This window comes from Pseudarthrobacter sp. S6 (genome assembly GCF_050156575.1).
Lineage (GTDB): Bacteria > Actinomycetota > Actinomycetes > Actinomycetales > Micrococcaceae > Arthrobacter.
In genome coordinates, this window is the sequence record NZ_CP189581.1 from 745,893 (window position 1) to 760,549 (window position 14,657).

Annotated in this window: 14 protein-coding genes; 4 read left to right on the forward strand and 10 right to left on the reverse strand. The window is 66.3% G+C overall.

Annotation, left to right across the window (positions count from 1 at the left end):
* Positions 1-173: 173 nt before the first annotated feature.
* The 6 genes from ACQCS0_RS03730 to ACQCS0_RS03755 form a co-directional block, all read right to left on the reverse strand.
* A complete protein-coding gene (locus tag ACQCS0_RS03730) occupies positions 174-923 on the reverse strand; it encodes a dienelactone hydrolase family protein (protein ID WP_354154723.1) in 750 nt (249 codons plus the stop codon).
* Positions 924-991: 68 nt separating this feature from the next.
* A complete protein-coding gene (tgt, locus tag ACQCS0_RS03735; protein ID WP_354154790.1) occupies positions 992-2,287 on the reverse strand; it encodes a tRNA guanosine(34) transglycosylase Tgt in 1,296 nt (431 codons plus the stop codon).
* A gap of 99 nt (positions 2,288-2,386) precedes the next feature.
* Positions 2,387-3,112, reverse strand: a complete 726-nt coding sequence (locus tag ACQCS0_RS03740; RefSeq protein ID WP_354154722.1) for an SRPBCC domain-containing protein — start codon at positions 3,110-3,112, stop codon at positions 2,387-2,389.
* Between the two features lie 61 nt (positions 3,113-3,173).
* The gene (locus ACQCS0_RS03745) at positions 3,174-4,211 is read right to left on the reverse strand and encodes a DUF6707 family protein (protein ID WP_354154721.1); all 1,038 of its coding nucleotides are present in this window, start codon (positions 4,209-4,211) and stop codon (positions 3,174-3,176) included.
* 86 nt (positions 4,212-4,297) lie between these two features.
* Positions 4,298-4,837 carry an NUDIX hydrolase family protein gene (locus ACQCS0_RS03750; RefSeq protein ID WP_058930120.1) on the reverse strand — a complete coding sequence of 180 codons (540 nt, stop codon included), beginning with the start codon at positions 4,835-4,837 and terminating at the stop codon, positions 4,298-4,300.
* A gap of 100 nt (positions 4,838-4,937) precedes the next feature.
* Positions 4,938-5,696, reverse strand: a complete 759-nt coding sequence (locus ACQCS0_RS03755) for a VOC family protein (RefSeq protein WP_426940034.1) — start codon at positions 5,694-5,696, stop codon at positions 4,938-4,940.
* A 77-nt stretch (positions 5,697-5,773) separates the two neighbouring features.
* Between ACQCS0_RS03755 and ACQCS0_RS03760 the strand changes: the two genes are divergently transcribed.
* Positions 5,774-6,376, forward strand: a complete 603-nt coding sequence (locus ACQCS0_RS03760; RefSeq protein WP_354154719.1) for a YdeI/OmpD-associated family protein — start codon at positions 5,774-5,776, stop codon at positions 6,374-6,376.
* A 31-nt stretch (positions 6,377-6,407) separates the two neighbouring features.
* Here the strand turns inward: ACQCS0_RS03760 and ACQCS0_RS03765 are convergent, their stop codons facing one another.
* The 3 genes from ACQCS0_RS03765 to ACQCS0_RS03775 are packed head-to-tail and all read right to left on the reverse strand — an operon-like array spanning position 6,408 to position 10,223.
* A complete protein-coding gene (locus ACQCS0_RS03765) occupies positions 6,408-7,574 on the reverse strand; it encodes an ABC transporter ATP-binding protein (protein ID WP_354154718.1) in 1,167 nt (388 codons plus the stop codon).
* Positions 7,571-9,163 (reverse strand): iron ABC transporter permease, encoded by a 1,593-nt coding sequence (locus ACQCS0_RS03770; RefSeq protein ID WP_354154717.1) that lies wholly within the window; start codon positions 9,161-9,163, stop codon positions 7,571-7,573. Before ACQCS0_RS03770 ends, ACQCS0_RS03765 begins: the two co-directional genes overlap by 4 nt.
* A 4-nt stretch (positions 9,164-9,167) precedes the next feature.
* The gene (locus ACQCS0_RS03775; protein WP_354154716.1) at positions 9,168-10,223 is read right to left on the reverse strand and encodes an iron ABC transporter substrate-binding protein; all 1,056 of its coding nucleotides are present in this window, start codon (positions 10,221-10,223) and stop codon (positions 9,168-9,170) included.
* Between the two features lie 264 nt (positions 10,224-10,487).
* Between ACQCS0_RS03775 and ACQCS0_RS03780 the strand changes: the two genes are divergently transcribed.
* Complete coding sequence (locus ACQCS0_RS03780; RefSeq protein ID WP_354154715.1) at positions 10,488-11,237, forward strand: ABC transporter permease; 750 nt, start codon at positions 10,488-10,490, stop codon at positions 11,235-11,237.
* Here ACQCS0_RS03780 and ACQCS0_RS03785 read toward each other — a convergent pair.
* Positions 11,173-12,384 carry a glycoside hydrolase family 76 protein gene (locus tag ACQCS0_RS03785; protein WP_354154714.1) on the reverse strand — a complete coding sequence of 404 codons (1,212 nt, stop codon included), beginning with the start codon at positions 12,382-12,384 and terminating at the stop codon, positions 11,173-11,175. The two genes, ACQCS0_RS03780 and ACQCS0_RS03785, sit on opposite strands and share 65 nt — an antisense overlap.
* 102 nt (positions 12,385-12,486) lie before the next feature.
* Between ACQCS0_RS03785 and ACQCS0_RS03790 the strand changes: the two genes are divergently transcribed.
* Together ACQCS0_RS03790 and ACQCS0_RS03795 are read left to right on the forward strand one after the other, a co-directional pair.
* The gene (locus ACQCS0_RS03790; protein WP_354154713.1) at positions 12,487-13,284 is read left to right on the forward strand and encodes an SDR family NAD(P)-dependent oxidoreductase; all 798 of its coding nucleotides are present in this window, start codon (positions 12,487-12,489) and stop codon (positions 13,282-13,284) included.
* Entirely contained in the window at positions 13,281-14,591 is a 1,311-nt protein-coding gene (locus tag ACQCS0_RS03795) for an acyl-CoA dehydrogenase family protein (RefSeq protein WP_426939179.1), read from the forward strand. The genes ACQCS0_RS03790 and ACQCS0_RS03795 overlap by 4 nt, the downstream gene beginning before the upstream one ends.
* The last annotated feature ends 66 nt before the right edge of the window (positions 14,592-14,657 follow it).

Genomic DNA, 14,657 nt, shown 5'->3' on the forward strand with positions numbered 1-14,657 from the left:
CGCGCCGTAACCCGGACGCTCTCTCACATCCTGCGACTAAAACCCGGACCCTCTCTCACTCTCTTAGGGAAAGTGAGAGAGGATTCCGGGTTTCCTGCTTTTATCTGCGAGAGCGTCCGGGGTAGGTGGGTAGGCGGAGCGGCCGCCAGCGCGGCCTGGGGACCACGCCCGGGTCAGCCCTTGAGCGTCCCGTCAAGGAGGGCGCGGAGCTCGGCGTAGTGGCGCTCCGTGGCCTCCGGATGGAACATCGAGGTGTCCGCCATCGAATAGCCGTGCGGCGCCCCGGCATAGATCTCGTTGGAAGTCTTAAGCCCGGCATCGTCGAGTGCCTCACCCAGCCGTGCCACGGCGTTCCGGTCCATGCTCTGGTCATGGTCGGCGTGGCCGAAGACAAATTGCGCCCGGGCCCTGGCGAGCCCCAGGTGGGGGCTGTCCGGGGCATCGGTTGCCAGCCCGCCGCCGTGGAAGCCGCCACAGGCTGCCACTGCTTCGGGGTGGGCGATGGCCGTGCGGACTGCGAGACGGGCGCCCATGCAGTACCCGAACGTGCCGAGTGGACCCGGCGCGACGCCGTCGAGCGTTCCCAGCGCTTCCACCCACGCGTTAATGTCCGGCAGCGCTTTGTCCGTGGTGAGGCGTCCGACGCGCGGGAACGCGGCCTTGCCGGCAGCCGCCCGGCCCTCCGGCGTGGTCATGTCCATTTCGGGGGCGAGTTCCGCGGCCGAGCCTTCGCGGTAGAAGACGTTCGGTGCCAGGACCACGTAGCCCCAGTCAGCGATGCGCTGCGCCATCTCCTCGATGCGAGGACGCAGGCCAAAGGCGTCCATGTACAGGATGACGCCCGGGAACGGGCCTTCACCGGTGGATGGGCGGGCCACCAGGGCCTCGGCAGTGCCGTCTGCGGCTGGGATCTCGATGAGCATCTGGTCAGGATATCGTCAGGACGACGGCGGGACGCACCCCGTGCGGAAAGCGCCCCGCGGGCCAGCGCTTAGGAGTAGTACTTCGCCAGGGTCTCGGCCTTGAACTCGAAGAAGGTCCCGGCCTCGATGGCCAGCCGCGCATCGTCCACCATTTTCACCACAAAGCGTTCGTTGTGGATGGAGATCAGCGTGGCCGAGAGCATCTCCTTGGCCTTGAACAGGTGGTGGATGTACGCTCGCGAGTAGTTGGCGCAGGCGTAGCAGTCACACCCCTCCTGAAGCGGCCCGAAGTCGCGCTTGTACTTGGCGCCGGAGAGGTTGAAGCGGCCGGCAGGCGTGTAGAACGCGGAGTTGCGGGCCACCCGGGTGGGGGAGACACAGTCGAAGGTGTCCGCGCCGTTTTCGATGGCGGTGAAGATGTCGTCCGGCTCGGAGATGCCCAGCAGGTGCCGCGGCTTGTCCTCCGGCAGCTCCTCGTTGCACCAGCGCACAATCGTGCCCAGGTTTTCCTTCTCCAGCGCACCGCCGATGCCGTAGCCGTCGAAGTCCATGGCGCCAAGGTCCCGGCAGGCCTTCCGGCGCAGGTCCTCATACTGCGCACCCTGAATCACGCCGAAAAGGGCCTGGTACGGCTTGCCCACCCGCTCGGTGCTCAGCCGGAAATGCTCCCCCAGGCAGCGCAGAGCCCAGAGCCGGGTGCGCTCCAGCGATTCCTCCTGGTAGCCGCGGGAGTTCTGCAACGTGGTCAGTTCATCGAACGCGAACATGATGTCCGCGCCGATCTGGTGCTGGACCTGCATCGAAATTTCGGGGGAGAACCGGTGGCGGTCGCCGTTGAGATGAGATTTGAACCAGACGCCGTCGTCGTCGATGTGGGCAAGGCGTTCCTTGCCCGGAGCGACGGCGTCGTCCGGTCCGGAGGTGTCCACCGATTTCATGTCTATGACCTTCTTGAACCCGGACCCGAGGCTCATCACCTGGAACCCGCCGGAGTCGGTGAACGTCGGGCCGGACCAGTTCATGAACGTTCCCAGCCCGCCTGCCTCGTCCAGGATGTCCGCGCCCGGCTGCAGGTACAGGTGGTAAGCGTTGGCCAGAAGTGCCTGTGCCCCCAGGTCCGCCATGGATTCCGGCAGTACGGACTTCACCGTGGCTTTGGTCCCGACGGCGATGAACGCCGGCGTGCGTATCTCGCCGTGGGGCGTGGTGATGGTCCCCGTGCGGCCCAGGAATTCGCCGCCGTTGGCAGATACCTGGGCGGCCGATGCCGCACCGCTGTCAGCAAGGCGGGTGCCAACGGTGAAGGAGAACTGCGACTGGTCAGCTGCAGCGGCGGAGCTGGCCGCCGCTGCGACGGGATCCACTGAGACGGCCGAAACGGAGACGGCCGCAGCTGAGACGGATGTAGCGAAGGCGGGGTTGGCTGGCACGGTTCCAGTGTGCCAGCAAACCCCGCCGATCCCTCAGCGGGCCGCTTCCGATGTGGGGTAGTTCTCAGCCCGCCAGCTGTCCCAGAGCGAATGTATGGACTCGAGGTTGTGGGCCCCCAGATCGTACGTCGAGGCGATCACCATGGCGCCGCCGTGGGGCCGCAGCCCTTCAATAACGGGCTGGTCCGCCACGATCAGCAGGCCGTCCCCGTGTTCCGCGTAGCTGTGGACGGTGAGCCCCACCTGGTGGTTGCTGCGGAACCAGACCTTGCCGGAGATTTGCTCCCCGGTGGCCAGCGTCAGCTCGTAGGCCTCACCCGGCGCGGGCACATCTGATAATCCCAGCTTTTCGATTTCGGAACCCGGCTCACCGGGAAATTCGAAGAACAACGTGTGCCGTTTGCCGTGCGGGTGGTGTTCCAGCGCGAAGCGGAGTTGCTGGAGGAATGTCAGCCAGCCCTGGGTGATGTCCTCGTCCCAGGCGGCCCATTCCGAGTTATGGTCCAGGGCTGACCGGGTGACGCTGACGAGAGTCCCGGCGGACACGGGTTTCAGGTCGAAGACGTCGCCGCCGTTGGTGGTCAGGCTGGTGTGGTCCGGGGCTTCAGCGACCTTGTTGCTGAAGTAGATTCCGTCAATCTCATCAGCCAGTTCATCGGCCTCCCAGCCGTGCCACTGGGCAACCTTGGCCGGTTCACGCAGCATGGTCCAGACCTGCGGCGCGTCAGCATTTATCACCACGCTCAGATTGTTCGTCATAGCCCGAATCTACAACGCGGGCGCAGCCCCGGGTAGGGGGTAATTCCCCCGCCCGGACAGCTCAGGCCCGGACGGCCTCGAGTTCGTTGCTGATCCGGCGCTGGAGTTCGCCCGCACCGATCGTCTCAGACCCGCCGTGTGCCCGCAGGAACAGCAGGGATTCGAGGCGCAGCAGCCGCCACTCCCGCTCGGCCTCATGGTTGGAGTTGTCGATCGAGCGGAAGATCTCTTTGTCGTACAGGTTGGGTTCGTTCAGCGAACGCTGGCGCACTTTGGCGTTCATCCGTGCCTTGAACGGGTCCGTTTCCTGGTTTTCGGGCATGCGGAGCAGCTTTTCATAGACTTCGGCCCGCTCCTCCTGCCGGTCCTGGCGGCAGATGAAGCTGGACAACGCCAGCGACGCCTCCACGGACGCCCACCGGCCCGGGTTGCCGTCGAACGGCAGGACGTTGAGCAGGTCCGCCACCGTGAGCGCCCCGTCCGGATCCTTGAGCGTGATGAACAGTTCGTGGGCAAGGTCGCTGAGGTCCTTGAGGCAGCTGCCGGACTTGAAGTTGATGCCCTTGGCCAGCTTGTCCGCCAGCAGCAGCACACCAACGGCGTCCGGGTGGGCTTCCGCGGCAGCCTCCACTACCGCTTCAGGGGTGCCCTGCGGCGCCGGAATCAGCGCCAGTTCTTCCGCGGAGGGGCCGCTCGCCGCAGGCGGGATGGCCGGCAGGGGAGGTACGACGACGGCGGGAGCCGCCGGGGCTGCCTTCCCTTCGTCGGGGTGTTGTGGCTGCTCGGCAGGGGGCTGCGCCGCGACCGGAAGCTGCGTGACGGCGTCGGGCGTTGCGTCCTGAAGAGTGGTGTCCGGAACCGAGGTGACCAGGACAGTTGTGTCCAGGATCTTCACGGTGGAGCCGGCCGCGATGCGGAGGGTTCCGCCGCCGGTGAGGTTCGCCAGGACTACCGCAGGGGTCCCGAAATCATCCTGTTCAAACTCCACGTGCTGGATTTCGGCGGTGCGTTCGCCGTCGGGGAGCAGGAGCTGATCGCCGGTGGTCAGAGATCCAGCCTGCTGTTCGCTGTAGTGCCGGGCGGCTGGGTTTTCGGTCATGGGAGTCCTTAAGTTCTCTTGCGGTCCGCCCTACAGTCTACAAAGCGGGGCACCGAAAGTCGGGGACGCCGGAGATCCCGCGGGCGTCAGTGACCCACTCCGGCAAAGGCCAGCGCCTGGCGGACCAGGGCGCCGCGGCCGCCGCTGAATTCGAGCTGGACGTCGGCGCTGAGCACTTCCGCCGGAGTCATCCAGGTCAGTTCCAGGGCATCCTGGCGGGGCTCGCATTCGCCGGTCACCGGGATGACGTACGCCAGGGACACCGCGTGCTGGCGGTCGTCGGTGAAGCCGGTCTGGGACGGGGCCGGGAAGTATTCGGCCACCGTGAAGGGGACGGGGCTGATGGGGAGCTGCGGAAAGGCGAGCGGCCCCAGGTCCTTTTCCATATGGCGCAGGAGTGCGGCGCGGATGGTCTCGCGGTAGATCACGCGGCCCGATACCAGCGACCGGATCATGTTTCCGTCTTCATCAGCCTGGAGCAGCGTGCCAACCTCGTTCACAAAACCCAGCGGATCCAGCCTGACCGGCACGGCCTCCACATAGATCATGGGGAGCCTCCCGCGGGCCTCAAAAAGGTCTTCTTCGGAGAGCCAGCCGGGATTCGGGTCAGGAGTGCGAACGTTCATGGTTAAGTTCTACCCCATCGGACGGCCGTGGACCGCTGAGGGGTGAGCTCTCAGCGTAAAGCGTCGCCCAAAGCGCAGGAATCTCACCCCTCGGCCCGGTTCACTGTGAGGCGAGGCGCTGCGAGATCCAGAGGGTGGGCGGGACGTGCGGGGCGGCAGCGGCTGCCGCAGTCCCGGTGGTGCCTGCGGAATCGGGGTTGGCCACGTGCAGGGTCCGGCCGAACGCCTCCTCGGTTTCGCTGACGTCCAGCCCGGCGGCCGCGAGCCGGTCCCGCAAGGCGCCCAGATCGCCGTCGTACTCAAATCCCAGGCCGGACCGCGGCGGGCCGGATGCCGGGCGCACCATCAGCACCCCGCCGTTCTTGGCGGTGAAGTCGGCGGTTTCGTCTGCGTCCGGGACGGAGCGGAACCTGGCGCCGATGTCCTGAAGCGTCACCGCGGCCGCGCCGGGATCCGCCGTAAACCAGACGCCGACGACGGTGAGTGCCGGATCCGCGTCCGCCGCGTTGGGCTCCCGCGCACCTTTGTCGGCCAGGAAGCTGAAGCCGTCCCGGCTGGTGATGCGGCAGGACTCGCCGTGGTCAGCGGCAATGAGTTCGGCGACTGTGTTTCCGGATTCCTCCGCGGCCAGGGCGGTGCGCCGGGCGAATTCGGCGAGATCGCCCACCTCGACGCCCAGGGCCGTGGTGCCGTCGTCCGTGGCACCGGCGTCGGCCAGATGCAGGGCCAGCCGGCCGGAACCGGCGTCGAACTCCCGCCACGGGCCGTCATCAACGGTCTTGGCCAGGCCTAGGGCAGTCAGGATTGGCTCCCAACTGTCCGGCCGGGAGGTGAAATGGACGGGTCGGACACGCAGCATGGGTTCCTCCTCGAAACCGGGACAGGTGGACTACCGCCATCATGCCACTTCCTGCGGAAGGCAGGCAGAATAGGGCCATGGCCATTGAACTCGAGGAACTGCTGGTAGCGGACGCGGCGGAGTGGCGGCAGTGGCTGGAGGCCAACCACAACGAGAGCCCTGGCGTGTGGCTGGTGCTGCACAAGAGGGGCGGCAACACCACCGAACTGGACTACGAAGCCGCGCTGCAGGAGGCGCTGTGCTTTGGCTGGATCGACGGTCAGGGCAAAAGGCGCGACGACGGCAGCTCCTTCCAACGGATGACCCGCCGCGGCCCGAAGAGCGTCTGGTCGGCGCGGAATGTGGACTACATCGGGAAGCTCGAGGCTGCCGGCCGGATGACTGCGGCAGGCCGCGCGGCCGTCGACGCCGCCAAGGCGGACGGGCGCTGGGAGGCAGCCTACGTGGGGCAGGCGACGGCGGAAGTCCCGCCGGATCTGGCCGCCGCGATCGCTGCCGTTCCCGAGGCCCAGGCCATGTTCGACGTCCTCACGTCCGTGAACCGGTATGCCCTGATTTACCGGACGAATTCGGTTAAGCAGGCGTCCACGCGGGAACGGAAAATCGCAGGTTTTGTGGAGATGCTGGCCCGGGGCGAGGCGCCGTATCCGCAGAAGAAGAAGCCCGCCGGGGGTCAGTAGCGCCGGATTTCGACAGGCTCAATCACCGGGGTTAGTCGTCGGCGGGATCCAGCGGGAAAGCCACGGCTTCGCCCACCACGCGCAGGCAGAGTTCCATTCCCGGCCGGGCTATGGAGGCGTTCCAGTGCCGGATGGTGATGACCTCGCCGCCGCCGGGATAGCGGTGGTCCGTGCCGCCCGCCAGCTCAGGCGACACCGAGAGTTTGAGCCGCACGGTGGTTTCCGGGCCGAAGTAGTCGGTGTCCACCACCACGCCGCGGATGGGCCCATCCTCGGCAATTCGGATCTGCTCCGGACGCAGCATCAGTTGCACCCGGCCCTGGGCCGGCGGCCGGCGCACGGGGATGCCGCCGAGCGAGCACGTGGCCAGCGAACCTTCCATCCAGGCATCCAGGATGACGGCGTCGCCGAGAAACTCCGCAGTGGCGCGGTCGGCGGGGCGGGTGTAGACGACAAAAGGATTGCCGATCTGGGCCAGCTTGCCGCCGCGCATCACGGCCACCTGGTCCGCGAAGGACAGGGCCTCGGCCTGGTCGTGAGTGACGAGGATGGTGGTGACGCCGGCTTCGTTAAGAACCTTCGCAACGGCCCGCCGCGTTGCCACGCGCAGGCCGGCGTCGAGAGCCGAAAAAGGCTCATCCAGCAGCATCAGCTCGGGTTCGCGGGCCAGCGCACGGGCCAGGGCCACCCGCTGCTGTTGACCGCCCGAGAGCTGGTGTGGCCGGCGCTTGGCCATAGAGGGGTCCAGGGAGACCATGTCCAGCAGTTCGTTGATCCGGCCTGCAACCGCGCGGCGGCCACCCGTGATTTTGGCAGTGTCGAGGCCGAATGCGATGTTCTGGCCCACCGTCAGGTGCGGGAACAGCGCCCCGTCCTGGGCCACGTACCCCACCTGGCGTTTGTGCGCGGGCAGCCAGACGCCGTCGCCCGCCACCTTGGAGCCGTTGAGCGAGATGCTTCCGGTGGCGGGATGTTCAAAGCCTGCGATCAGCCGCAGGAGGGTGGTCTTCCCCGAGCCGGAGGGTCCCACGATGGCCGTGGTCCCGCCCTTGGCCACAGACAGGTTGACGCCTTTGAGGACGGCCTGGGAACCGAAGTTCCGGGTGACATCGGTGATCTGCAGGTGGCTGTTGGTGGTGGGTGCCACCGACGCCGCGATCCGCGGTTCCGGAAGCCTGGAGGGGGATTGTTCGGTCACTGTCCGGCCACTTTCTTGGACTGCTGGAAGAGAAGGTAGGTCATGGGCGCCGAGAGCAGGATCATCAGCAGGGCGTACGGGGCCGCGCCGGCGTAATCGATCTCGCTGCTCTTGCTCCAGAACTCGGTGGCGAGGGTCCGCGTGCCGTTGGGGGAGAGCAGCAGTGTTGCGGTCAGTTCATTGACGATTGCCAGGAACACCAGGGCCGCTCCACCGGCGGCGGCCGGTGCTGTCAGCCGGAGTGTCACCCTGATGAATGCGAGGAGTGGCGGTTTGCCCAGCGACTGTGCGGCCTCATCGAGTTCCTTGGGTGCCTGCGCCAGTCCGGAGCGGATGTTCACGAGTGCCCGCGGCAGGAACAGCAGCACATAGGCGGCGATCAGTACCCCTGCGGTCTGGTAAACCCCCGGGAAAACCCGGATGCTCACGGTCACGAATGCCAGGCCCACCACAATCCCGGGCATGGAGCTGGTGATGTAATTGGAGAGTTCCAGGGATTTGCTGAACCAGCTGGGGTGCCGCACGGCAAGGAAGGCCATGGGGAACGCGACGGCGGTGGTCACCACGGCACCGGCCAGGCCGTAGCCCAGCGTGGCCAGGAGTGCCGGCAGGAACTCGTCCGCAGTCCAGATTCCGGGACCGCCGGCGATGATCCAGCGCATGACAAACCACAGCGGGAGCCCGAAGGCCAGTGCGGTGAGGGCCAGCAGGGACAGCTGGGCAGGTGCGTGGTAGGAGTGCAGCGGAAGCCGCATTGCCTTGGCCTGGGCACCGGAGCCGACCCGGGCATAGCGTGCGGTGCCGCGTCCGCGGACCTCCACCACGAGCAGGATCAGGCAGAAGAACACCAGGACGCTGGCCAGCATGTTGCCGGCCGTGCCGTTGAAAGTGGACCGGTACTGCACCATGATTGCGGTGGTGAACGTGTCGAAGCGGATCATCGCGAAGGCGCCGTACTCGGCCAGCAGATGCAGCGAAACGAGCAGCGCGCCGCCGGACATGGCGATGCGCAGCTGTGGCAGCACCACCCGGAAGAATACACGCCAGGCGCCCAGGCCCAAGGAGGCCGCGGACTGTTCAATAGCGGGGTCCAGCCGGCTGAGCGTGGCTGCCGCCGGGATGTAGACCAGTGGGAAATAGGACAGTGTGGCGATCAGCACACCTGACCAAAGCCCCTCCAGCGAAGGCGCGGCAGAAACCCAGGCGTAGCTGTTCACAAAGGCCGGAATGGCCAAAGGTGCGGCCAGCAGGACCGCCCAGACCTTGTGGCCCCGCAGCTTTGTACGCTCCACGAGCCATGCGCCGCCTACACCCAGCACGAGGCAGAGCGGAACGGTGACCAGTATGAGCAGCACGGTGTTCAGGAGCAGTTCGCCTACACGCTCGCGGAAGATGAGCGCGACGGCGGTATCCCAACCGGTGGCGCCGGTCATGAAGATGACGTAGCCCAGCGGGAGCAAGGAAAACAGGGCGATCAGCACCGCCAGGATCGCTACCGCAGAAACGCCGAATGGCGGGCGGGGGCGCTTGCCCCGGCCCGCCGTCGTCGTGCTCCCCGAAGTTCGGGGTGCCGAGAGGTCAGTGGTCACTGAATTACAGCAGTCCTGCCTTGGTCATCAGATCCGTGACCTTCGCGGAGTTCAGCTTGGCCGGATCCACCTTGGGGGCCTGCAGGTCCTTGATCGGAACCAGCTTCTCGTTGGCGGCGACCTCGGAGGCGATGGCGTACTCGAAGGAGGTTCCGGTCTTAAGGACTTCCTGGCCCTTCTTGCCGGTGATGAATTTGACGAATTCCTGGGCCGCGGCCGCGTTCTTGGAGGACTTCAGTACGCCGCCTCCGGAGACGGACAGGAAGGCCCCCGGGTCCTGGTTCTTGAAGTAGTACTGAGCGATGTTATTGGAGTTTTCGCCGGTCTTGGCCTGATCGCCGAAGTAGTAGTAGTGGTAGATCAGGGCGGCGTCGATTTCACCGGCGTTGACGGCCTTCATGGCGGTGCTGTTGCCCTTGTAGGCCTTGGAGTTTTCCTTCATGGCCTTGAGCCACTCTTCGGTTGCGGCCTCGCCCTTGAGCTCGAGCAGCGCGGAGACGATCGCCTGGAAGTCAGCGCCGGACGGGGAAGCGCCCCACTTGCCCTTCCACTCCGGCTTGGCCAGATCCAGCATGGACTTGGGCAGCTGGTCTTCGCTCAGCTTGGTCTTGTCATACGCCAGAACAGTGGAACGGGCGGCAATGCCGGTCCACTTGTTGGTGCTCGGACGGAATTCGGCCGGCACTTGGTCAATCGTGGACTTGTCCACGTCGGCGAACAGCCCGGCGTTCTCCACCTGGGTCATGGCCGGGGAGTTCTCCGTGAGGAAGACGTCAGCCGGGGAGGCAGCGCCTTCCTGGATGATCTGGTTGGCCATCTCGGGGTCTTCGCCATTGCGCAGGGTGACCTTGACGCCGGTCTCCTTGGTGAAGGCCTGGACCCATTCCTCGGTCAGGCTTTCGTGCTGGGCGTTGTAGACCGTGATTTCGCCGGAAACCTTGGCGTCAGCGGCGGCGTTGCCGGTGGCCGCGGGCGTAGCGGCGGAGCCACAGGCTGACAGGCCGAGTGCGGCGGCGGCGGCGAGAGCGATTCCGGCCAGCGCGTTGGTGCGGATCTTCATGGGGGCTACTTTCTGCGAAAAAGTCAGTCGGACCGGGGTCCTGGTGAGCCGGGTAAGTTAGGGGAGGCTCACTCGAGAAACTGTAGGTTAGCCATACCTAAGCCGCCAAGCCCGATCGATGATATGTGATGAGGATCACATCAATTACGAAACCGTTGCGTGACTTAATTAGCCCAAGCAGGTGTGATGCGGCAGACCGGTCCCGATGTTCCCAACTTCGGCAACGGAGCCTGCGAATCGCGGTCCGGTGGCTATGCTGGCCTCATGTCCGAGCTCGCAGATTTCGTGCCGACACTGGCGGGCGTGGGTCTCCTGATGACGCTGACATTAGCCGCCCTGCTGGCATTCCATGTGCCGTCCCGGTTTCCTCCCGCACTGGCCATCCTTCGGGGAGCGGCGCAGCTTGCTGCAGTGAGTTTCATTCTTAGCGGCGTGATCACCAGCCCTCTCTGGGTCGGTGTTGCGTTGCTGCTGATGTTCGCCGTCGCCGTGGTGAGCGCCACGCGGCGGGTTGGCTGGAGCTGGCCGCGCCTCGCCGTTGTGGGAGGTTCGATGGCTGCGGGCATCACCGCCACGCTGCTCATCATTTTCGCCACCGGCGCCATCGGTTTCACTCCCCGCTATGCCCTGGCCATCGGCGGGATAGTGATCGGCAACGCCATGACCGTCGCGGTTCTGGCCGGCCGGCGCTTCGCCGAGTCCGTCCATGACCATTGGGAAGAGGTGGAGGGCTGGCTGGCCCTGGGTGCTTCGCCTCGGCAGGCAACCCTGGATCTCGCCCGCCGTTCGGTCCACGCTGCGCTGATTCCGGCCACGGACCAGACAAAAACCACGGGTCTGGTCACCCTCCCCGGAGCGTTCGTGGGAGCCATCTTCGGCGGGATTTCACCCTTGGAGGCGGGGCGTTTCCAGATCGTGGTGCTCGCGGCAATCATGGCTGCCGGCTCCGTCACTGCCGTCCTGGTTGTCGCCCAGCTTGCCCCGGTCCGGGTGCGGCCGGCTCTGCCGCGGTGAGCGGCGGCCAGGCCAGGCTGGCTGCGGCCTCCAGTGCCAGCCAGGCCTGGAGCTGGGTGGACAGTTCGACGGCGGCGTCTGGCGGATAGGTAGCGTCCGCCGCGCGGTGTGGCTGGGGAGAGAAAACGAGGGCCCCGTTGTCCCTTTGCGTTCTGCCTGCCCAGAATGCCTCGGCCGTGTCGGTCACTAGGCTGCGGGCGGTGGCCCGGATCCTTTCCGGAAGCCGTTCGTCCCGGGCGGCCAGCGCCAGATAGCGCACCAGGATGCCAGTGAACAGTCCGCCGTCACCGCCGCCCTCGCCACGTACGACGAGCCGCCCCGGTATGGTGAGCTCCTGCGCGACCGCGTCCACCAGCACCGCGGCCCGGGCGAGGTTGGCATCGCCGCCGAGCTCCAGCAGCGCTCCCAGCACGGGGCCTTGGTTGTAGGTGTAGATGGTGTTCTCCACCATCACTTCGCCGGCCGCATTGAGCCGCGCCCCGTCAATGTAGAGGCCCTGGGCCTTGTCAAACAGCACGGCATTGAGCCAGTCCACCAGCCGCTGTGCCTTGGCCTGCTGGCCTGTCCGGGCGTAGTAGAGCGCCACAGGGGCCGTGGCAGGGGTGTTCTTGAAATCGCGCTTTTTGCTCCAGAAGGTCCCCCCGCCCAGGTCGTCCGTGGAGGCGGAATCGAACTGAAGGGTCAGGGTTTTGTGGACCCTGGCGTTGCGGCGGCGTCCGGGTTTACGCGTCTCCTCGGCCAGGCCCTGCAGTCGGCGCGTCGCCAGAGCCAGCCAGGCCATGTCGTCGAAATAGTTGTTGACGAAAGTGAAGGCGTTGCGCAGGCGGATCCCGGTGACGAGCCTGGACGCGAGCTTGCCGGCGCTGGGGTGGTGCGGGCCGTTGAACCTGGCTGCAGGGGTGGCTCCGTTGCCCAGTTCGCGGCGCCCGGCGTCCACCAGGCAGTCCACGTAGTGGGCCTGCCACCAGTAGTGCCACGGGTGGAGGAGGTTCTTGAGGTGTTTCGACGGCCACTGCACGGCAGCGAGGTGGGTTCCCGGCAGGAACAGCAGGCGCCGGCCGAAAAGTCCCGTGACGGAGCGTGCCGCGACGTTGGCGCGCTCCTGCCAGTCGGCGGGCTGCCAGTTGGTGGGTTCGGCATCCGTCATCCGTTTAGCCTAGCGGGTGCGGCCCGCCCGAATTTCAGTTAAGATTCACTAACTTTTGTTTCGCGCCGGTCGCCGGTGTCGGAGCCGCATCAAGGAGGATGTATGGACGTCTTGGGTACTGTCGCGCTGATTACGGGTGGGGCGTCCGGCTTGGGGGCTGCCACAGCGAAACGCCTGTTCGACGCCGGCGCCTCGGTGGTGCTGATCGACCTGCCGTCCTCTGCCGGTGCGGCCTACGCCGCCGAGCTTAACGCCGCCGGCAGCGGTTCGGGGCCACGAGCGGCCTTTGTCCCCGCAGACGTCACCAACGAAGCTGAGGTGCAGGCCGCCGTCGACACCGCTGTGGCGCTCGGGCCGCTCCGCATTGTTGTGAACTGCGCCGGCGTCGCCACGCCGGGCAAGGTCCTGGGCCGGGACGGCGTCCTCCCGCTGGACACGTTCAACCGCGTCATCCAGGTCAACCTGATCGGGACTTTTAATGTGCTGCGTCTGGCGGCCGCGGCCATGGTTTCAACGGAACCTGTGAATACTGAGCTGGGCGGCCCTGAGCGCGGCGTCATCATCAACACCGCCTCCGTGGCTGCCTTCGACGGGCAGATCGGCCAGCCGGCCTACGCCGCGTCCAAGGGCGCCGTCGCCGCCATGACACTGCCGCTGGCCCGGGAACTGGCCCGATCCCTGGTGCGCGTGGTGACCATCGCCCCGGGCATCTTCGAAACGCCCATGATGGCGACGCTGTCTGACGAAGCCCAGGCTTCCCTGGGCCGGCAGGTTCCGCACCCGTCACGTCTGGGCAGGCCCGCGGAATACGCCAGCCTGGTGGCTCACATTGTGGAAAATGCGATGATCAACGGCGAAACCGTCCGGCTCGACGGCGCCATCCGGATGGGACCGAAATGAGCCGGCCCCGCACCGCCGAACCGCCCGCCTCCGAGCCGGCCATTTCGGGACCCGCAGCTTCGGGACCCCCAGCTTCGGAACCAGCTACCTCCGGGCCAGCGATCGACGACCTGCCCACTGCCGATTTTTTCGATTACGAGTCCTTCCTCAGCGCTAAGGAGCGGGCCAAGCTGGCCGAGCTGCGCGAGTTCCTGGCCACGGAGATCGCCCCGTACGCGTCGGACTGGTGGAACAAGGCGGAGTTCCCGGCGCACATCCTGCCCAAGCTCGCCGCTCTGGAGCTGAGCACGCCGGCTCAGCGCGGCTACAGCAATCTCTTCGCGGGACTGGTCATCGCCGAGATGACGCGCGTTGATACGTCGATCGCCACATTTTTCCTTGTTCACCACGATCTGTTTGTGGAGTCGCTCTACGGGTTTGGTTCGGCCGGCCAGAAGGCAAGGCTGCTTGCGGACGCGTCAAGCCTGCGCATCACCGGCGCGTTCGCGCTGACGGAGCCCGGCCATGGTTCCGATGTGGCCGGCGGCATGGAAACCCGTGCCCGGCGCATCTCCAGCGCAACGGGAAAGCCCGACGACGGCGGCGACTCGTGGGTGCTTAACGGCGCCAAGCGCTGGATCGGGAACGGGACGTTCTGCGACTACCTGCTGGTGTGGGCCAGGGACGAGGCCGTGGCCGCCGACGGGCAAGGTGCCGTCCGCGGGTTCATCGTTGATGCTTCATTGCCGGGTGTGAGCCGGAGCCGGATCGAGAACAAGATTGCGCTCCGGACCGTGCAGAACGCGGACATTGTGTTTGAGGATGTCCGGGTCGCCGAGTCCGACCGGTTCGCCGGCATCAGCAGTTTCGAGGACACCAACCAGCTCCTGCGTGGCTCGCGGATCATGGTGGCGTGGCAGGCCGTGGGGCAGCAGCTGGCGGCGTTCGACGTCGCCCGGCAGTACGCGGTCGAACGCCACCAGTTCGGCCGGCCGCTGGCGAAATTCCAGCTCATCCAGCAGCAACTGGTGACCATGCTGGGCAACGCGGTGGCGAGTATGGCCATGATGGCGCGTGTTGCCCAATTGCAGGACGACGGCGCGGCGGACATGCCGCAGGTGGCGCTCGCCAAGTCCTATACGAGTGCCCGGATGCGCGAGACCGTGGCGCTGGGGCGGTCCATCCTTGGCGGCAACGGGATCGTGACCGACTACAGGATGGCCAAAATCTTCGCCGATGCCGAGGCCATCTACACCTACGAGGGCTCGTTCGAAATCAACATGCTCATTGTGGGCCGGGCGGTCACCGGCGTCTCAGCGATCGTCTGACCCACCATTTAGCGCGAAAGGACACATGAGGCCCCGTTCCGCTGGGGCTTAAGTGTCCTTTCGCGC